This is a genomic window from Rhodococcus sp. HM1 (assembly GCF_023218075.1).
Lineage (GTDB): Bacteria > Actinomycetota > Actinomycetes > Mycobacteriales > Mycobacteriaceae > Rhodococcus.
The window spans coordinates 27,203-46,424 of record NZ_JALPTB010000045.1 but is presented as its reverse complement, the minus strand read 5'-3'; the positions used below and the strand labels follow the sequence as shown (position 1 = coordinate 46,424).

General features: G+C 68.8%; 18 protein-coding genes. 8 read left to right on the top strand and 10 right to left on the bottom strand.

Translation table 11 applies throughout. The features are described 5' to 3' along the window. Positions 1 to 13: 13 nt before the first annotated feature. Positions 14 to 406 carry a nuclear transport factor 2 family protein gene (locus tag M1M07_RS21515; protein ID WP_197253520.1) on the bottom strand — a complete coding sequence of 131 codons (393 nt, stop codon included), beginning with the start codon at positions 404 to 406 and terminating at the stop codon, positions 14 to 16. Between the two features lie 13 nt (positions 407 to 419). After that, positions 420 to 1,088, bottom strand: a complete 669-nt coding sequence (locus M1M07_RS21510; RefSeq protein WP_197253518.1) for a TetR/AcrR family transcriptional regulator — start codon at positions 1,086 to 1,088, stop codon at positions 420 to 422. A 96-nt stretch (positions 1,089 to 1,184) separates the two neighbouring features. Here M1M07_RS21510 and M1M07_RS21505 point away from each other — a divergent pair, with 96 nt between their 5' ends. Together M1M07_RS21505 and M1M07_RS21500 are read left to right on the top strand one after the other, a co-directional pair. Beyond that, a complete protein-coding gene (locus M1M07_RS21505; RefSeq protein ID WP_197253542.1) occupies positions 1,185 to 1,751 on the top strand; it encodes a VOC family protein in 567 nt (188 codons plus the stop codon). A 20-nt stretch (positions 1,752 to 1,771) separates the two neighbouring features. After that, on the top strand, positions 1,772 to 2,410 hold the full coding sequence (locus M1M07_RS21500) for a carboxymuconolactone decarboxylase family protein (protein ID WP_197253516.1): 639 nt from the start codon (positions 1,772 to 1,774) through the stop codon (positions 2,408 to 2,410). Positions 2,411 to 2,461: 51 nt separating this feature from the next. Here the strand turns inward: M1M07_RS21500 and M1M07_RS21495 are convergent, their stop codons facing one another. Beyond that, positions 2,462 to 3,538 (bottom strand): trans-aconitate 2-methyltransferase, encoded by a 1,077-nt coding sequence (locus tag M1M07_RS21495; RefSeq protein ID WP_248675491.1) that lies wholly within the window; start codon positions 3,536 to 3,538, stop codon positions 2,462 to 2,464. Between the two features lie 141 nt (positions 3,539 to 3,679). On the opposite strand from M1M07_RS21495, the gene M1M07_RS21490 reads away from it, so the two are divergent. After that, positions 3,680 to 4,072 carry a VOC family protein gene (locus M1M07_RS21490; RefSeq protein ID WP_197253512.1) on the top strand — a complete coding sequence of 131 codons (393 nt, stop codon included), beginning with the start codon at positions 3,680 to 3,682 and terminating at the stop codon, positions 4,070 to 4,072. A gap of 42 nt (positions 4,073 to 4,114) precedes the next feature. On the opposite strand, the gene M1M07_RS21485 is transcribed toward M1M07_RS21490, so the two are convergent. Together M1M07_RS21485 and M1M07_RS21480 are read right to left on the bottom strand one after the other, a co-directional pair. Then, the gene (locus M1M07_RS21485; RefSeq protein WP_197253502.1) at positions 4,115 to 4,918 is read right to left on the bottom strand and encodes an alpha/beta fold hydrolase; all 804 of its coding nucleotides are present in this window, start codon (positions 4,916 to 4,918) and stop codon (positions 4,115 to 4,117) included. Next, positions 4,915 to 6,453: an ABC-F family ATP-binding cassette domain-containing protein gene (locus M1M07_RS21480; RefSeq protein WP_197253494.1), complete on the bottom strand. Its 1,539-nt coding sequence runs from the start codon at positions 6,451 to 6,453 to the stop codon at positions 4,915 to 4,917. Before M1M07_RS21480 ends, M1M07_RS21485 begins: the two co-directional genes overlap by 4 nt. Before the next feature lie 164 nt (positions 6,454 to 6,617). Between M1M07_RS21480 and M1M07_RS33065 the strand changes: the two genes are divergently transcribed. From M1M07_RS33065 to M1M07_RS21460, 4 genes are all read left to right on the top strand, one after another. After that, entirely contained in the window at positions 6,618 to 7,982 is a 1,365-nt protein-coding gene (locus tag M1M07_RS33065; protein ID WP_248675490.1) for a wax ester/triacylglycerol synthase domain-containing protein, read from the top strand. A gap of 185 nt (positions 7,983 to 8,167) precedes the next feature. Then, positions 8,168 to 9,988: a penicillin-binding transpeptidase domain-containing protein gene (locus M1M07_RS21470; RefSeq protein ID WP_248675498.1), complete on the top strand. Its 1,821-nt coding sequence runs from the start codon at positions 8,168 to 8,170 to the stop codon at positions 9,986 to 9,988. A gap of 83 nt (positions 9,989 to 10,071) precedes the next feature. Next, positions 10,072 to 11,748: an NTF2-like N-terminal transpeptidase domain-containing protein gene (locus M1M07_RS21465; RefSeq protein ID WP_197253490.1), complete on the top strand. Its 1,677-nt coding sequence runs from the start codon at positions 10,072 to 10,074 to the stop codon at positions 11,746 to 11,748. Between the two features lie 56 nt (positions 11,749 to 11,804). Continuing rightward, positions 11,805 to 12,542: a sulfite exporter TauE/SafE family protein gene (locus M1M07_RS21460; protein ID WP_197253488.1), complete on the top strand. Its 738-nt coding sequence runs from the start codon at positions 11,805 to 11,807 to the stop codon at positions 12,540 to 12,542. 32 nt (positions 12,543 to 12,574) lie between these two features. Here M1M07_RS21460 and M1M07_RS21455 read toward each other — a convergent pair whose 3' ends face one another. The 5 genes from M1M07_RS21455 to M1M07_RS21435 all read right to left on the bottom strand — a co-directional run bounded on the left by M1M07_RS21455 (position 12,575) and on the right by M1M07_RS21435 (position 17,888). Beyond that, positions 12,575 to 14,041: a peptide MFS transporter gene (locus M1M07_RS21455; RefSeq protein ID WP_197253486.1), complete on the bottom strand. Its 1,467-nt coding sequence runs from the start codon at positions 14,039 to 14,041 to the stop codon at positions 12,575 to 12,577. Between the two features lie 62 nt (positions 14,042 to 14,103). Beyond that, positions 14,104 to 14,487, bottom strand: a complete 384-nt coding sequence (locus M1M07_RS21450) for a DUF3054 domain-containing protein (RefSeq protein WP_248675489.1) — start codon at positions 14,485 to 14,487, stop codon at positions 14,104 to 14,106. Positions 14,488 to 14,587: 100 nt separating this feature from the next. Further along, complete coding sequence (locus tag M1M07_RS21445; protein WP_197253482.1) at positions 14,588 to 15,145, bottom strand: YceI family protein; 558 nt, start codon at positions 15,143 to 15,145, stop codon at positions 14,588 to 14,590. Between the two features lie 94 nt (positions 15,146 to 15,239). Continuing rightward, a complete protein-coding gene (locus M1M07_RS21440; RefSeq protein ID WP_197253540.1) occupies positions 15,240 to 16,397 on the bottom strand; it encodes a YbhN family protein in 1,158 nt (385 codons plus the stop codon). A 33-nt stretch (positions 16,398 to 16,430) separates the two neighbouring features. After that, positions 16,431 to 17,888, bottom strand: coding sequence for an adenylate/guanylate cyclase domain-containing protein (locus M1M07_RS21435; protein ID WP_197253480.1), 1,458 nt, complete (start codon positions 17,886 to 17,888; stop codon positions 16,431 to 16,433). 167 nt (positions 17,889 to 18,055) lie between these two features. Here M1M07_RS21435 and macS point away from each other — a divergent pair, with 167 nt between their 5' ends. Beyond that, positions 18,056 to 19,210 (top strand): MacS family sensor histidine kinase, encoded by a 1,155-nt coding sequence (macS, locus tag M1M07_RS21430; RefSeq protein ID WP_248675488.1) that lies wholly within the window; start codon positions 18,056 to 18,058, stop codon positions 19,208 to 19,210. Positions 19,211 to 19,222: the final 12 nt, after the last annotated feature.

Below are 19,222 nucleotides of genomic sequence, written 5' to 3'. Positions count from 1 at the left end.
GCTGCCTCTCGTGTTATGTGCGCGATGCTCGGTTGCGGGAACCGATTTCGCGAAGGGGGCGGATCGCGGCGGAGTCGACGTACTCGTCGATGCGGGAGATGTGTCCGTCCTCGACGCGGACGAACAGGCCGGCGGGAATCTCCAGGGGGCCGTGCCCCGGTAGGACGCCGCGGACCACGTGTTGCTGAGCGAATCCGTCGGGCAGGATGTGCCGGCGGATGTCTTCGTAACGGAAGTCCTCGAGCGTGCGCGCGAGCCACCGCAGTACTCGAAGGTTCGCGGAAACGGTCTGCTCGAGGCCGTCGTCGTTGTGCCAGATACGCGCGTCGGGCGCGTACAGCTCGGTGAGTGTCGCCTCGTCGCCGCGTTCGACGGCGGCGAAGAAGCGATCGGCGAGGTCGTTCATGGGGACATACCGTTCATGGGGCAGGGTTCTCCTCGCGGCTTTGTGCGGTGTCGGGGTCGAGTCCCAGTGCACCGAGGCACATCTGGTCCAGGGTGTCCAGCAGCCGTTCCTCGTCGGCCTCGTCGCCCTGGACGAGCCAGAGGTAGAGGGTGTGGTCGACCATCGCGGCCATGGCGCGGGCCGCGAACACCGGGTCGAGCGAGGAGCGGACGAGCCCGTCGGCCTGCCAGCGGGCGATCGCCCGCGACGTCCGTTCGACCAGTTGCTGGCGGTGCTGCTGACGCAGCGCGCGGAACTCGTCGTTGAACGTCGCGACCTGCTCGACGATCGCCATCAGTCGCGCGTTGCGCCGGTACGCCTGGTAGTAGGAGCGGTTGGACGCGACGAGACGGGCGGCGGGGGACAGGTCGGAATCCGCGGGTTCGCGACGGTGCACGTCCTCGAACAGGCGGGTGCTGAGTTCGCGGAAGATGTCTTCCTTGGATTCGAAGTAGCGGTAGAACGTTCCGTAGGAGACCTTGGCCTCCTGTGAGATCTGTTCGACCCGCGTGTCGGGGAAGCCGACGGTCTCGAACACGGTGCGGGCAGCGTCGAGCAGTGCATCGCGGGTCTTGCGGCCGCGTGCGGTCAGGGTGTCGACCGGTGCAGGGACGGACGGGGTGTTGACAGATGACTTGGCCACGGTCAAACTATCCAAGAAGATGACATGACTGTCAAGTCATTTTTCGGCCACAGCCACGACACATTCTTCCTCGTCATCGCGCCGAAAGGGATCGCAATGGACAACTCGGATCCGAAGTTCGAATTCCGCGGAATCAACCACCTCGCGCTCGTGTGCTCCGACATGCGACGCACCATCGACTTCTACTCGGGTGTGCTGGGCATGCCGCTCGTCAAGACACTCGACCTGCCCGACGGACTCGGCCAGCACTTCTTCTTCGACTGCGGAGGAGGGAACACCCTCGCGTTCTTCTGGCTCGCGGATGCCCCCGACGCGGCACCGGGTATCGCCGCACCCAAGGGCCTGCCGGACCAGGGTGAACTCGCCAGCGCCGTCGGCTCCATGAACCATGTCGCCTTCGCGGTGCCGCCGGAGAAGTTCGACGAGTACCGCACCCGGCTGAAGGCCGAGGGCATCGCGGTCAGCCGTGTCCTCAACCACGACGACAGCCCCGCGGGGGTGTCCCGGGAGGTGCATGCCGGCACCTTCGTCCGATCGTTCTACTTCCAGGATCCGGACGGTGCTCTTCTGGAATTCGCGTGCTGGACACGAGAGTTCACAGCGGAGGACGTCCGGCACGAGCCGAAGACCGCCGCCGACCGGCGCGCGACGAGCGTCCGCTGACAACCCCGAAAGGAACCGCCATGCCCCGACTTCGTGAGGTCCCGCGCGCCGAGGTGACCGACGAGAAGATCCTGTTCTTCTACGACAGGCTCTTCGGCCCGGACAAGGATCCCGCCGTCGATCACGGCACCATCCACGCCACCCCGGGTGACTGGTGGACGGTCTTCGCCCAGTCGCCCGCGGTGTTCCGGCACGCGGTGCGCGGGTTCGCGCTCTACCGGAACGCGAAACTGGATCCCCTCCTGCGGGAACTGGGCCAGGGACGCGCCGGGTACGCCCGCGGAAGCCAGTTCGTCTTCTCGCAGCACTGCAAGCAGATGCGGTCGCTCGGCATGCCGGAGGAGAAGATCGCCGCGATCCCGTCCTGGCAGATCAGCGACCTGTTCTCCCCGCTCGAACGTGCCGTGCTCGCCTACACCGACGGACTCGTCCACGACGGGGGCCGCGTACCGGACGAGGTGTTCGCCGCCCTGCAGGCCGAGCTCTCCGACTCCGAGATCCTCGAACTGACGTACATCACCTGCATGTACGACATGCACGCCACCATGTGCCGGGCGCTGAAGCTCGAGTTCGACGACCGGCCGGAACCGATCGAGGAGGTCCAGGTGCCTGAGGGCGTCGTGGTCGCGGACTTGTCGGCCGACCTCGCGGGAGAGTAGCGAGGAGTCGGAACGGATCGTGCGGCCGCGGTCGGGGCGGCCGCACGATCGCTACGTGGTGAGCAGGTAGAAGCGCCACAGATCGAAGTTCTCGATCGGCAGGACCGAGACGTCGGCGAACCCGGCTTCGAGCGCGTAGCGGCGCAACGTCGACATGCGCATCACCGTTCCGGTCCCGACCGAGCCGGGGTGGCTCATGCTGTCGGGCAGGCAGCACGTCAGGCTGAACCCGTACATGAGGCGGTCGATTTCGTTTGCGGGTGCGGTGAACTCGTCCGCGACCGCTTCGTCCATCACGACGACCACGCCGTCGTCGGTCAGTGCCCGTCGCATCGCACCGAGCACTTCCACGGGCCGGGGCATGTCGTGAATGCACTCGAACGCGAACGCGGCCGAGCATCGTCCTTCCGGAAGTTCCTGGGCATCCGCTTCGATGATCGTGACGCGATCCGAAACATCCGGGTGTTCGGCGACATTGGACGTGGCGAGGGCTACGGTCGCCGGATCGATGTCGTAGCCGGTCACCCGGGCCTGCGGGTACGCTCGCGCCAGGGCGATCGTCGACCATGCTCCACCACAACCGATGTCGGCGATCTCGATCCCCGGTTTCCGCAGCCTGTCGTGGAGTTCCGGCACCGACGCCAGCGCCGACGGCAGGGCCTTCTCGAACCACGGCCGGTTCATCGCGGCCTGGGATTCCCGCGCGTCCGCGCCGAGGTCCGCCCAGCTCACGCCGCCGCCGGTGCGGTAGGCGTCGAGCAGTTCGGGCAGATGGACGGCGAAACCGCACAGCATACGTGCGAGCGGGCCTAGGTAGTTGAGGCTGTGCTCGTCGGTGAGGACCTCGGCCGCGGTGTCCAGGAGGGTGTATGTCCGCGGATCGCCGTCGCTCGCGACGAGCAGCCCGGTCGCGGCCTGCTGTTCGAGCCATTCGCGTGCATAACGGGTATCGGTGCCGGTGCGGGCCGCCAGTTCCTCCGGGGTGGCCGGCCCGTCCGTGGCGAGACTGCGGTACCAGCCGAGTCGGTCGCCGATGTACATCGAGATCAGGTCGATCGTTCCCAGCGACGCGTCGAGGACGCGTTGTGCGAGGGACTCGACCGTGGGGGCGGTATCGATGTCGGTCATGGGTGCCTCCGAGGGGAGCGGGTGTTCGGGGCATTTTCATGGTGCCTGCCGGGCGTGCACGCGACAACCTGCCGGACCTCCGGGAACAATTGCCGTACGGTGTACGTTAACCGACGGCATCCCACAAGAAGGAGAGTTCTCGTGCAGATCACCGGCAGTGCCCTGTCCCTCAATGTCGCGGACGTCGAGGCGTCGGCGGAGTTCGCGATCCGGCACCTGGGTTTCGCTCCGGAGATGTCCGCCGACGGTTTCGTGTCCCTCGCCCGCGAGGACGCCGGATTCAACTTGATCTTCCTGCGTACCGGGCTCGGCACCTTCAAACCGGCCAGCCATGCCGGTGCCGCCGGGCAGGGGACGCTCGTGGCGTTCGTCGTCGACGACATCGACGCCGAATACGAGCGGCTCCGAGGCGAAGGCGCCCGCATCGTCACCCCGATCGAGACCGAGCCGTGGGGGGAGCGCTACTTCCAGATGCTCGATCCCAACGGCGTCGTGTTCCAGCTCGTGCAGTGGGTCGACGGCACCGACGGGTAGTCCGGGCCCCGTGCGTGATTTCGGTAGCGGCCGCTACCGAAATCACGCACGAGGGGCAGCGGCCAGGAAGGGCTCGACCACCGACAGCACCTCGCGACTCGCGGCGATCGTGGTGGCGTGGTCGAATCCGCGCAGGACCGCGAGCCGCGCGCCGGGAATCGTCCGCGCCAGCGCCCGCGTGTCCGGCACCCGAAGGAGATCCTCCGATCCGACGAACGCCAGGGTCGGCACCCGCAGCGCCGTGAGTGCCTCGTCGGCGATGCCCGGTTCCTGCTCGGACCTGCGGAAATAGGCGGCCAAGGCGCGGTCGTCGTTCGCACGGAACGCCGCGCGGGTCGCGGCGTCGACCGGCCACTGCCGGTGCGCGGACCAGGCGTCGAGGAACGCCTCCATGCCGTCGCGTTCGAGAACGTCGACACAGCCGGGGAAGAACAACCGGTCGAACGCCCCGGCCTGCGGGCGGGCACTGCCACCGCCCACGATCAACGACCGCACCCGGTCCTCGGCTGCGACCGCGAGCGACAGCACCGACCGTGCCCCGAACGAATAGCCCATGACGTGAGCCCGCTCGACGCCGGCGTCGTCCAGCACCGCGAGCAGGTCGCCGACGACGAGATCCATTGCGTAGCAATCGGGATCGGTGGGCTTGTCGCTGCGGCCGTGCCCGCGCAGATCCGGCAGGAGCAGCCGGTATCGCTGACGCAGCGCCGCCATGTACCCGAAGCCCCGCCAGATCGCCGACGACAGGGCGCTCCCGTGCGCGAGCAGCAGCGCGGGAGCGTCCGCCGGACCCACCGCCGCGTACGCGACGGCGGTGCCGTCGACAGGATTGATCGCTCGACTCATCCTCCGAGTGTGACCGATCGGGTCACGCCGATCTCCGCGAGGAACCGTTCGTCGTGCGACACCACCACGAGCGCACCCTCGAACGCCAGCAGCGCCTGCGTGAGATGTCCGAGACTCGGCAGATCGAGATTGTTCGTCGGCTCGTCGAGCATCAGCAACCGCGGTGCCGGATCGGCCGCGAGGAGGATCGCCAGCGCCGCCCGCAAACGCTCGCCTCCCGACAACGCCCCGACGGGCCGGTCGGCGTCGGCGCCGCGGAACAGGAAGCGCGCCAGGCGCGCCCGGATGTCCTGCGGGGTGCGATGGGGTGCGCGCAGCGCCGCGTTCTGCGCGACGGACAGGTCGTCGTCGAACACGTCGAGCCGCTGCGGAAGCAACGCGAACGGCACTCGGGGCCCGGCGTCCGCAATGCGATGCAGCAGCGTCGTCTTCCCGGAACCGTTCGGCCCTCGCAGCGCGATGCGTTCGGGCCCGACGATCTCGAGCGGCTCGTCGAGAACCCGCTGGCCCGGGTGCACCACGGTGGCCGGGAGGTCCACCCGGATCTCCCGATCGTCCCGCACCGCCTCCTGGGCGCGGGTGAGCTGCTCCCGGGCCTGCTCGAGATTGCCCTCGTGCTCGCGACGCAGGCGACCCGCGGACTCCTGCGCCGCACGCTTGCGGGCCCCCATGATGATCTTGGGTTCCCGCTTGTTCTCGAACATCTTGCGCCCGTAGCGTTCTCGGCGATCCAGGATGATGTGCGCGGCGGACAGCTCACGGGCCTGCCGGCGCACGTCGTTGCGGGCGTCGCGGACCGCCGCCTGCGCGGCCTCCTGTTCCGCCGCGACGATCCGCTCGTACTCGCTGTAATTGCCGCCGAACAGCCGCAGAGCGCCGTCGCGCAGCTCGGCGATCGCATCCACCGATTCGAGCAGGTCGCGGTCGTGGGAGACCACGACGAGAGTTCCGGTGAACTGCCGCAACGCCTCGTACAACCTGCCCCGCGCGGCGGTGTCGAGGTTGTTGGTCGGCTCGTCGAGCAACAGCACCTGCGGATCGTCGAGCAGTCGCGCCGTGAGCGCGAGCAGAACGGTCTCACCGCCCGACAGGGTTCCGACGGTGCGATCGAAGTCGTTCCGGTCCTGCAGGATCCGGTCGAGACCGAGCCTGTGCACGGTCGCGATCGCGCGTTCCTCGATGTCCCAGCGATCGCCGACGGTGTCGAAGTCCGCGGCGGTTCCGTCGCCGGATTCGATGCGTCGCAGCGCGGCCCGGACCTCGCCGATCCCCAGGACCGTCTCGACTCGCAGATCCGGGTCCAGGGTGATGTCCTGCGGGAGGTAACCGACACGCCCGCGTGTCGTGACCGATCCGCGCGTTGCCTTGCGGTTCCCCGAAACGATCTGCAGCAGAGTCGATTTTCCGGATCCGTTCCGTCCGACGAGACCGGTGCGGCCGAGCGGGAACGTCGCGTCGAGCCCGTCGAACACGGGATCGCCGTCGGGATGCTCGTAGTGCAGGTCGGAAAGAGAAATGCCGATGGGAGAGGACATGAGAACTCCTGGAGGTAGCGACGGATCGCACGGGGAACGTGCGGGGTGCGAAACCTCTACAGGAGCAAGGGCCTTCTCCGATCGGCGACAACGTGACGTGACTACGGTATGCACACGGTTCGGAACGCGCAACCGGTTTTCGCGACACGCTACGAAGGAGTGCAGTGGGACCGACATCGCAGGTTCGGCCGATCGACGCCACCTATGTTCTCGAAGCCGATCGCGGTCATCACCTCGACACACTCCTCTTCTGGGTTTTCGACTCGGGGACCGGGACGCCCCCGACCGCCGCGGAGATCACCGAACACTTCCGGCGACGTGCGGGGTTCTGGGCGCCGATGAACCGTCGTTTCGTCGGCGTTCCCGGACACCTGGACCACGCGTACTGGGTGGCCGACGACCGGCCGGTGGAGGACCGGGTGGTCCACGATCGGCGGACAGGACTCGACTGGCAGGCGCTGATCCGGGTACTCGAACAGCTCGCCGCCACCCCGCTCGACGTCCGCGCCACGGCCTGGCGAATCGACGTGTTCCACGACGTCCGGAACGTCCCCGGCACGACCACGCCCGGGACCGTCGTGGTGTTGCGCGGGAACCATTCACTGATCACGGGACCGATCTTGAATCCCTTGTCGGAGGCGCTGTTCGGCGACAGGACCGAGCCGGTGCACTTCCCGGGACTGGATCCGGTCGTCCCGCGCGTGAACCGTGCGCTCGCCGCGGCGCGTGGGATCACCCGGGCTCCGCGCGCGACGGTGCACTATCTGCGGACGATGGGTGCCGCGCTGCGCGATGCCCGGACCGCTGCCCAGGGTTCTGCTCCACCGGCGAGCCTCACCCGGACCGTGCTGAACTCCGAACCCGGCGACCGGCGCACGCTGCTCGTGCTGCGTCTCGGTCGCGCCGGGTCGCTCCCGACGGGGTTCACGGTCACCGCGCTCGCGCTGACGGCGATGTCGGTTGCGCTCGAGCGGTATCTCACCGACGTCGCCGGACAGTGCCCGCCGGACCTGACAGCGTTCGTGACGATCGCGTTCGCCGATGAGGTGCAGGCAGTCGGTATCAACAGCATCGACTGGGCGGATGTCGCGCTGCGCCCCGACATCGACTCGATCCGGGAACGCGCCGCGGCGGTGCTGGCGTCGCTGGTAGAACGCAGAGAAGCCGCGTCCGTGCGGCGCCTGACCGACACGAACGCGATTCCGTCGTTCCTGCTCCCCGTGGAACTGGCCGCGCACCGGCGTCGCGTCGATGCCCGTCTTGGTCCGCGCATGCACACGATGCTGACCAGCATCCGGATCGGCGGCGACGGTCCGTGGGCGCTGGCCGGTCGGCCGATGCTGTTCGGAACCCTCTGCCCGCCGTTGACCTCGGAGGCCACCGTCACCCACGGGCTGATCGGTCTCGGCGACGACCTGACCCTGACGGTGCTGACGTCCCCGGAGATCATCCGGGTTCCACAGCGCTATGCCGCGCACCTCGAAACCGCCTTCGAGGAGGTGGCGACCGCACTCCGTCCCGGAGCGTGAGCGCGGCCGCTTCCGGCTGCGCGCCGGGATCCGCCTCATGATTCGGAATCCGCCCGTGCTGTTACCGGAGCGGATTCCGAACCGCCGCGTGGTTTCCGTTACGTGCATCCGGCACGCCGCGTGGTGACGGGCGCCGGTGAACGAACTCGGGCATGATCGAGTGAGTGCGCACTCTTCGACGACGAATGGTCCTGCCGGTGGTGCTGACGGTGGGTGCGCTCGTGGTGGCCGGTTGCTCCACCGGACCCGATCAGCCGGAGACCGTCGCCCAGCAGTTCGCGGAGGCACTCGAGGCGGGAGACGTGCAGGCCGCGGCAGCGCTGACCACCGATCCCACAGCCGCAGCCGAGACCATCGACGGGTTGTTCGAAGGACTCGGCTCCGACTCGCCCGACGTCACGCTCGCTGGTACCGGGGACGAGGACACCTTCGAACTCGACGTGGCGTGGCGGTTGGGACCCGACCCGGCCGAAGACGAGGCCGGGGAGACCGACGCCGGGGAGACTTCGGCGACGCCGGCCGCCCCGGAGCCCGCACCGAGCGTGGGCGAGTGGTCCTATCGCACGTCGGGGTCCGCGGTCGACGGCGACGCCGGCTGGCGCATCCGCTGGGATCCCGCCGTGCTCGCGCCCGGGCTGACCGCGGACACGTCCCTGCGGTACCTCCGGGCCGAGGGCACTCCCGCGTCGGTGCTGGACCGCAACGGGCAGCCGCTGATGGAACAGCGGGTCGTCACCTTGGTGAACCTCGACCCGACCGCCGACCCCGCTGCGGTCGCGCCGGTGCTGGCGACGGTCGTGCCGACGATCACGGCGGAATCACTGGCGGCGGATCTCGCGGAGGCCGGGGGCGGACCGGTGACGGCGGTGACCTTGCGCGACGAGGACCTGGCCCGGGTCGAAGCACAGCTCGCAGCGTTGCCCGGGGTGTCGCTGGCCCCGCAGACACGGCTGCTGACCGTCGACCGGGCGCTGGCGTCGCCGGTGTGGTCGGGTCTGGCCGAGATGTGGCAGGACGGGCAGGACGCGGCCGCGGGCTGGGTCGTGCAGTCGGTGGATCCGGACGGGTCGGCGCAGCGGGTGACCGGGGTCGACGGGACGGACGCGCCGGACATCCGCACGACGATCGATCTCGGCTTGCAGGTGCGCGCGGAGGCTGCGGTCGCCGCGGTGCCGCAGCCGGCCGTCGTCGTGGCTGTGGAACCGTCGACCGGAGCGGTGCGCGCGGTCGCGCAGAACGCCGCCGCGGACGCGGAAGGCCCGGTCGCGCTGACCGGTCTCTACCCGCCGGGGTCGACGTTCAAAACGGTGACGACGTCCGCGGCGTTGCAGGCGGGGGCGGCGGCGCCGGACACGGTGCTGCCGTGCCCGGGTGTCGCGACGATCGAGGATCGCACGATACCGAACGACGACAGTTTCGATCTCGGGTCGGTGCCCCTGCACACGGCGTTCGCGCGTTCCTGCAACACGACGATGGCCCAGTTGGCGGTGAATCTGCCGCCGGATGCGCTGACCGACGCCGCGGCCCGGTTCGGACTCGGCATCGACTATGTGACACCGGGGTTGGTGACCGTGACCGGAAGCGTCCCGGTCGCGGATTCGGCGGCGCAGCGCGTCGAGTCGGCGATCGGCCAGGGCGCGGTGACCGCGTCGCCGTTCGGGATGGCGATGGTTGCGGCGTCGATCGTGCGCGGGTCGACCCCGCTTCCGATGATCGTGCAGGACGAGCCGGCGACCGCGGATCGGACCGTGGACGCCGCGCCTGCACCGGTGACCGCGGCGTTACGAACTATGATGCGCGAGACCGTGACCGACGGGACCGCAACCGTTTTGAACGACATTCCGGAACTGATCGGCAAAACGGGGACCGCAGAGTACGGTGGCACGAACGAGGCGCACGGATGGTTCATCGGAGCGCAGAACGATCTCGCGTTCGCGGTTTTCGTTGCGGGAGCAGGGAGTTCGGCTCCTGCGCTGGACGTGGCCGGGCGCATGCTCAGGAGGTGATTCGGACCTCGTAGTCCAACTGTGACAGCATCGTAGGCAAGCTGTGCTTGAGGCTCAAGTGACTGAAGTGAAGGTTGATCTTTATGGGTTCTCGGGAACGGCGACGAGTGCGAGTGGTCGCCCTCATCTCCGCGATCGTGATCTGTGTGACGGCCGGCATCGTGGCGTTCACGATCGCCGACTCACGCAGCGATGTGGAGCGCCTCGTCGACGATTTCGTAGCCGAATTGAACGAACGTGACGCCGAGGGCGCCGCAGCTCTGACGTCCTACCCGAACGCGGCGTCCGCGACGCTGACCCAGATGTTCGACGGACTGTCCGACGGCACGGTCGAGTACGAGATCACCCAGCTGGTCGAGCTTTCCGGCGAGTCCGGTTACTTCACGCTCGAGGGGAACTGGAACTTCGGACCGGACAAGGACTGGTCCTATCAGGTCGACGGTTCCGTCAAGAAGCTCGCCGTCGGCTGGCGTGTGTCGTGGAGCCCCGACGTCGTCGTACCCGATCTCGGCGGCGGACGCACCGTGCACCACGTACGCACCGACGCGGCACCCCCGAAGATCTTCGATCGCAACGGGCAGTTGCTGATGGCCGAGCAGACGATCAACACGGTCGTGCTCGATCCCGCGAAGATGCCCGATCCGGTGCTGACGACCACGATGCTCGGTGACGTCCTCGAGCCGGTCGCACCGGTCATCACGGCCGAGTCGATGCAACAGCGCCTCGCGGAACAGCCCGGTGAGCGGATCGCCGCCGTCAAGCTGCGCGACCAGGACTACCAGTTCCTCGAGGACGACATCGTTTCCATTCCCGGCGTCGAAGTGGTGAAGACCCCGACGCTCATCAGCGCCGATCGCCGGATCTCGAGCCCGCTGCTCGACTCGTTGCGCAGCGCGTGGCAGCTCGAGCGCGACCGCACCGCCGGCTGGGCCGTGACCCTCGAGGATCCGCAGGCCGGCCCCATCCAGGTCGCCGGATTCCAGGGTCCGCCACCGCCGGATCTCGTCTCGACCCTCGACTCGCACGTGCAGCTCGCCGCGAAGGAGGCCGTCGTCAGCGTCGGAACACCCGCCGCGATCGTCGCGATCCAGCCGTCCACCGGCGGCATCCTCGCAGTCGACGTGAACAACCAGGCGATGGAACTCGGGGCCGTCGCGACCCGCGGGCTGTACCCGGCGGGGTCGGCGATGGACCCGGTCCGTGTCGCGGCGGGTATGGCGCTGGGGAAGGACCCGTCGCAGGTCAGCACCGCCGAACTCGGCGACGTCGCACGCAGCCTCGGTCTCGGTCTCGACTACTCCGTGCCCGGTTTCGAATTCGAGACCGCGCAGTTCGGGCAGAACCGCAGCGGCGTCGTGCAGTTCACGGGTTCCCCGTCCGACAGCGAAGCACTGCTCAGCCCGCTGGGGGCCGCGATGCTCGCGGCGTCGGTCGCGCGCGGCGATGCGGCGATGCCGATGATCGTGCAGGGGCAGCCGGCGACCGTCGCGGACCCGGCCGAGCCGCTGCCGGCCGAGACGATCGACGCCTTGCGCGCGATGATGGTCGACAACGTCCAGAACGGACCGGCGTCGTTCCTCAAGGGACATGCGGGCCTGACGGGCATCGCGGGGGACAACGGCGACGACCGCTGGTTCTACGGGGTGAGCGGCGACATGGCGTTCGCGGTGTTCGTCGCGAACGCCGACGGCGGCGACCGCGCGATCAAGATGGCCGACATGTTCCTGCGCGAACTCGGGAAGCCCACCGAGGCGTTCTGACCGGAAACGGCCCCAGCGTTCGCGGGTGAAAGCGGACCCCGGTACGTTTGTCCGTCGTGACCCTCTTCGACCTGCTGCTGCTCGTCGTTGCGGGCTTCTTCGCCGGGCTCATCGGCTTCGTCACCGGACTCGCCTCGATCGTGTCCTATCCCGCGCTCCTCGCGGTCGGCCTGTCGCCGGTCGCGGCGAACGTCACCAACACGGTCGCGATGGTCGGTGTCGGAGTCGGCGCGTTGTCGAACTCGGCGCGCGAGGTCGTCGACACCGGACCGCGGGTGTGGCGATGGACCGCCTACGCGGCGGTCGGCGGCGTGGTCGGTGCGATCGTGCTGCTCGCGGCGCCGGAAGGGTCGTTCGAGGCGATCGTCCCGTATCTGGTGGCGCTCGCCGCGCTCGCGTTGCTGTTCCAGCCCCGGATCCGCGCGTTCGCCGGGGGCCGCGACCTGCCGCGCACGTTCTCGACGGCGGTGTTCCTCGTCGCCGTGTACGGCGGATACTTCGGTGCCGGCGCCGGCGTGATCTTCCTGGCGCTCATCCTCGTGTGTTCGTCGGAGACGATCTGGCGGGCGAGCATCCTCAAGAGTTACCTGCTCGGCGTCGCGAACCTGGTCGCCGCGATCGGCTTCGCCGCGTTCGGTCCGGTGCACTGGCCCGCGGCCGTCGCGATGGCGATCGGGACCGTCGCGGGCGGCTGGTGCGGCCCGCCGGTCGTCAAGCGCATCCCGCCGGGCGTGCTGCGGGTCGGTGTGGCGATCGCCGGTTTCGGGCTGGCCGCGTGGCTCGCCCTGCGGTAGCCGCGGGGCAGGGCCGCAAGGCGGGGCTGGGTTCAGTGCACGCCCTGCATCATCTTGCGGATCCACGGCGAGATCGCCATCAGCACGATGCCCACACCGATCGACGCCCCGCCGATCCACAGGTAGTAGGGCACCTCGTTGTTCTCGTCGTAGTACTTGGCGAGGGTGCCGGCCATCGCCGTGCCCAGGGCCACCGACAGGAAGAACAACGCCACCATCTGGGTGTGGAAGTTCTGCGGAGCCAGCTTCGTCGACAGCGACAGGCCCACCGGGGACAGGAACAGTTCGGCGAACGTGAACAGCAGCAGGATGCCCGCCAGGCCGAGCAGCGGCGCGCTGTTCGGCCCGCCACCGGACATCGGGATGAAGCACAGGAACGCGATGCCCATGATGATCGTGCCGATCGAGAACTTCATCGGCGACGAGGGCTGCCGCGGTCCGAGCTTCGTCCACGCGGCGGCGAACACACCCGCGAAGATGATGATGAACACCGGGTTGATGGACTGCACCCAGGACGGTGGGAAGTCCCAGCCGAACAGGTTCCGGTCCAGCCGCGTGTCCGAGTACACCGCGACCATCGTGAACTGCTGCTGGAACAGCGACCAGAACGCGGCGCTCGCCAGGAACATCGGGATGAACGAGATGACGCGTTTGCGCTCGACCGGTGTGATCGCCCGGCTCGACAGGATGATCACGAAATAGACGACCGCCGCGACGATCGTCAGTGTCACGACGATGTCCGACATGTTGTCGCTGGTGATCAGGCCGGTCAGCGAGGCCACGGCGATGATCACCACCGCGAGGGCCGCGATGGCCGCGACGCGCATGCGCAGCGTGTCCGGGAGCGGATGCGGAGGCGTCGCGCCGATGCCGGCGAGCCGCTTGCGGCCGATCGAGTACTGGATCAGGCCGATGGCCATGCCGATCGCGGCGAGCCCGAAGCCGTAGTGGAAGCCCATGTTGGTCTGCACCCAGCCGGTGAGCAGCGGACCGACGAGGGCACCGAGGTTGATGCCCATGTAGAAGATCGAGAAGCCCGCGTCGCGGCGTTCGTCGTGTTCGTCGTAGAGGTCGCCGACCAGCGACGTCGCGTTCGCCTTGAGGCCGCCGCTGCCGACCGCGACGAGCACGAGACCCACCCCGACCCCGGCGAGCCCGGGGATGAGCGCCAGCGCGATGTGGCCGCACATGATCATCACGGCGCTGTAGAACAGGGTTCGTTCGGAGCCGAGCAGCCGGTCGGCGATCCAGGCGCCGAGGATCGTCGACAGGTAGACGGTGCCGCCGTAGGCGCCGACGATCGACGTCGCGGCCGCCTTGCTGATCCCCAGCCCGCCCTCTTCGGCCGAGTAGTACAGGTAGTAGATCAGGATTCCCTGCATGCCGTAGAAGGAGAAGCGTTCCCACATCTCGACACCGAACAGGTTGGCCAGCGCGAGCGGCTGGCCGAAGAACCGGTGGTCCGACTGCGAATCCGGACGTGCCGCGGTGTCACTCATGAAAGTCACTTTCCCACCGGGCACACACCCGCGGGGATATTTCGAGGGTCAGCGCGTCGGCGTCACCGGGTCGCGACGTCGCGGCGACGGTCCCACACGCGGGCGATCACACGCCAGCCGACCAGGAACAACCCGAGGAAGATGGTCGCGACCACGATGAACGCGGTCGCCGTGCCCTGCCCGGTCACCGCGCGCAGCAGCATGCCGACGACGAGGGTGCACAGCCACACGAGGATCCCGGTCGGGACGGCGGCGCGGGCGTCGAATTTGTCGCGGTAGAGCCCCGCGGTCGCGAACCAGCCGACGGTCAATCCGGCGAGGAACGGCCACGCGGTGGTCGCGATACCCGGAATGTCGAGGGTTTCGTCGTGGCTCGAGCGCCCGAGAGCGGCGAAGACGACTACGAGGACGATATCGATCACCAGCGCCGGCGCGTACTTTCTCACGGGTTCAAGGGTAGGTCGGCGGTGCGGATGCGCATCCGTCGGCCCCGGACGGGAACGAGCGCCCTCCGGGGACGGAGGGCGCTCGTTCGGGAGAGGTGGGTCAGGCCTGGAGAGCCGCCTCGATCTCGAGGTTGATGGTGATCTTGTCGCCGACGACGGCGCCGCCACCCTCGAGCGGCATGTCGATGCTGATGCCGAAGTCCTTGCGGTTGATGACGGTGGTGGCTTCGAAGCCGGCGACCGGGCCGTTGCCCATGCCCGGGTTGACGCCGTTGAACTCGAGTTCGAGCTCGACGGGCTTGGTGACGCCGCGGAGGGTGAACTCTCCGTCGACGACGTAGCCCTTGCCGGTGCTGCGGATGCCGGTGGAGGTGAATGTCGCGGTGGGGAACTTCTCGGCCTCGAAGAAGTCGGCGGACTTCAGGTGCGCGTCGCGGTCGCTGTTCCGGGTGTCGATCGAGTCGACGGCGATCTCGGCGGACACGGCGGCGGTGCCGTCCTCGGCGACGGCCACGGCGCCGGAGAAGTTCGTGAAGTTACCGCGAACCTTGCTGACCACGAGGTGGCGGACGGTGAAGCCGACGGTCGAGTGGACGGGGTCGATGGCCCAGGTGCCGGCGGTCAGGCCCGGGAACGTCGCGGTGGTGGCGGTGGTCATGGCAACTCCTCGTACTGATCAAAGATTCAACTTCCGATGTGTTCCACCATGGCACCAGATGGTTGATTGCGCAACTATTGTGTGATGCGGATCACTATCGAACGCGGTCGGGATCCGGGCCGGGATCGACCTCGGCCGGGGGAGGGGAAGCGTGCCGGCGCGTGAACAGCGACCGGGCCTGGTGCTCCCGTTCCAGATCCAGCTCGGCCTCGTCGATGCGATGCGACCGATACAGCACCGCGATCACGATCCAGCCCACGACCGCGACGATCACGAAGCTGACCACGCGATACACGAACACCGCCGCCAGCGACTGCGACGCACTCATCCCCGCCGCCGTCAGCGTCGCGATCAACGTGCCGTCGACGAAACCGAGCCCGCCCGGCGCCAGCGGCACACTCGCCACCGCCTTGGCCGCGGTGAACGCGATCAGCAACCCCGGCAGCGACGGATCCCCACCGACCGTCCAGCACGCGAGACCCAGGCACGCGACGTCGAACACCCGGTGCACGCCGGACCAGCCCAGCGCCGTCAGGGCATCCCGCCGGCCCAGGTCCACCGACTCGAGCTGGCCCAGGATCCGCTCGAACGACTCGACACCGGTCTCGGCGGGCTTCTTCGTCAGCCGGTTGACGCGGTGGATCACCCACAGACCCAGCGCCTCGATCGACGACGGATTCCTCGCGACGTGACGCAACCCGAAGAAGAGGGCGAACACCCCGGCGACGGCCAGCACCAGCGTGACCGGGCTGACCCGCGACCCGACCGCCAGCGCCCCGGCCACCCCCACCGCGGCGAGGGTCGCCGTCGCGATCACCCCGGACACCGCCAGCTGCCAGGACGCGACGACCGGCGTCGCACCCCAGCGGCGCGTCTCCTTGTACGTGAAGGCCGTGGAGAACACCGGCCCGGCGGGCAAGGTCACCGACATCGCCGTGCTCGCGTAGACCACCGACGCCGACCGGAAGTGCCCGACGGTGACCCCGCCGGCACGAAGCAGGCGTTGCTGGACACCGGCGAAGCCGCTCAGCGCCGCGGCCTGGGCCGCGATACACGCCGCGAACCAGCCCCAGTGCAACTCCGTCAGGGCCCGCCAGGAATCGCTCAGCGACGGCCACAGGTAGACACCTTCGACGGTCAGCAGCACCACGAGTGCGACGCCGAGCAGCCATTTCACCCATGCGAAGGCGCCCCGACGCGGCGCTGCGCCGGGACGGGGTGGTTCATCGCGAGGCGGCGCCACGCGGATCAGCGTAGCCAACGCCCCGATGCGACCGGCCTCACTTCACTCGGGATATTTGATCGGCGAGGCCAGGTGGGTCAGCCGTCGGCGACCCCGCAGCTGCACCTCGTCGCCCAGCTCCCACTGCGCGCGCTCCTCGTCGTCGGCGAAGTACAACGCGCTCGACGACGCCAGCACCCGGCTCGGACGCATCTTCGCGAGCTCGGTCAGGCGCGACGCCTCGTTCACCGGATCACCGATCACCGTGTACTCGAACCGCTCGGCCGCGCCGATGTTGCCGGCCACCGCGAGCCCCGCCGACACCCCGATACCGATGTCGAGGCCGGTGATCTCGTCGAGCGCGAACCGCAGTTCCCGTGCCGCGGCCAGCGCCGCGGTGGGTGCATCCGGGCGGTCCAGCGGTGCCCCGAAGATCGCCAGCGCCGCATCACCCATGAACTTGTTGACGAACCCGTGATGCCGGTCGACGACGTCGACCACGACCCGGAAGAACTCGTTGAGCAGGTCCACGACCTCGTTCGGCGGCCGTTCCGCGGCGGTCGCCGTGGAGCCGACCATGTCGACGAACAGCACCGCCACGTACCGGGTCTCGCCGCCCAGTTCGGTGCCGTACTGCAGCGCGCGGCGCGCGACGTCCTCGCCGACGTGCTGACCGAACAGTTCACGCAGCCGCCGCCGCTCGTCGGACTCGGCCATCATCCGGTTGAAGCCGACCTGCAGGCGACCCATCTCGCTGCCGTCGAACACCTCGACCTGCACACCGGTCGCGCCGCGCTGCACCCGCTCGATCGCCCAGCGCAGCTGTTTGACCGGATCGGAGATCTGCGCCGAGGTGAGCATCGACAGGACCAGCGCCAGCCCGATCGCCATGATCGACAGCGCGAGGATCGCCCACGACAGCGAATCGGACGAGAATTCCATGTCCGACGTGAGCTGCGTGACGCACAACAGCACGATGCCGGCCACCGGCATCAGGGTGCCCAGCCCCCACGTCATCGCCAGCCGGGTGCCGACCCCCGGCGCCATGGTCCGGTCGAACCGGCCCTCGCTGAGTGCCTGGGCCGCCACCGGCCGCAGGATCCGCTCGCCGAGCATGTAGGTGAAGCCGAAGGTGCTCGTCGCCGCCATCGCCACGGTGATCGCCACCGCCGCGGCCAGCGACGGCATCTCCTCCGCGGTGAGGAACACGAACAACACGCCGCCGAGAATCCACAGCCCGAGATGCACGATGGCCTGCCGCAGCGGTGCGTGCAGCGCCGCCATCTGTTCCGATCGCGTCGGCGGGCCCCCGCGCAACTGCCACCGGACCACCGACCGCAGCATCACCGCCGCGGCCGTGAGACTGACGACACCGGCGAACGCGAGGTACACGGCGAACACCGCGAAGTTGCGGACCCGGTCCGCGATGATGTTCTCCGATTCCGAGATCGGGATGCCGTAGCGGACGAACGCGAAGACCAGCAGGGCGCCGAACAGGTTGGACGCACCCATCGAGACCATATAGAGGGGCCAGCGACTACGTAGAGTCGTCGCGACAGCCCGATATGACCTCAACACGACTTCAAATCAAACCACTGTAACGACCGTCACAGCACGGCGTGGTCCATAAAACGCGTCACCGAACCCTACGATCTCCCCGATCGACACGAATCGGGGGAACGTCGGCAATGGGAGGAACCGCACGAGGACGGCACGATGCCGATCCGGATGCGCCGCTGTGGCGAGCTTCGCAGGTGTTCCGCCTCGTCACCCTCGCCTACGCGGTCAGCTCCCACATCTCGACCGTCCCGCACTACACCCGGCCCGGCCTGGGCTGGTTCTTCATCGCCCTCCTCGCGGCGTGGTCGGTGCTCTCGGCGGTCCTGCTGTCGCGCGGAACGCAACGGTGGAAGGTCGTCGCACTCGACCAGATCGTCGCGATCGCCCTCATGGGTGCGACCCGGCTGGTCGCCGACCACGACTGGTACAGCAACCACCAGACGATGCCGACCACACTGTGGGTCGCCAACGCGGTGCTGTCCGCCGCGGTGCTCGGCGGCCCGGTCGCCGGGACGTGCTCGGCCCTCGTGATGGCCACCGTCAGCGCCGTCGTGCGCGACCAGATCAACCTCGACCTGTGGCGGGACGCGACCGCCCCCGTGCTCGTCGCCGTCGGCGTCGCGATGGGCTTCGCGACCGTGACCGCGCGCCACGCCCACCGGCAGCTCGCACAGGCGGTGCGGATGGCCGCCGCCACCGAGGAACGCGACCGGCTCGCCCGGCAGGTGCACGACGGGGTGCTGCAGGTGCTGGCCCTCGTCCAGCGGCGCGGGAACGAACTCGGGGGACCGGCAGCCGAGCTGGCCCGTCTGGCCGGCGAGCAGGAAGCCGCGTTGCGGATGCTCATCTCCGAACAGGGCACCCGGGTCGACCGCGGCGAGGAACAGGTGGATCTGCGCGCGCTGCTGCGCGCCCGGGCCGGAACGAACGTGACGGTCGCCGCCCCGGCCGATCCCGTCCTGCTCGAGCGGGGTCGCGCCACCGAACTCGCCGCCGCCGCGGCCACGGCCCTGGACAACACCGCGCTGCACGCCGGTCCCGGTGCCAAGGCCTACGTCCTGCTCGAGGACCTCGGCGACGAGGTGATCCTCAGCATCCGAGACGACGGCAGCGGCATCCCCGACGGGCGGCTCGCCGAGGCGGAGGCGCAGGGCCGGATGGGCGTGTCCAAGTCGATCGTCGGGCGCGCCGAATGGCTGGGCGGTGTCGCGGTCCTCGACAGCGCTCCCGGCGAGGGCACCGAATGGGAGATCCGAGTACCGCGGGAGGCGCCCCGTGCGTGACCACACTTCGGA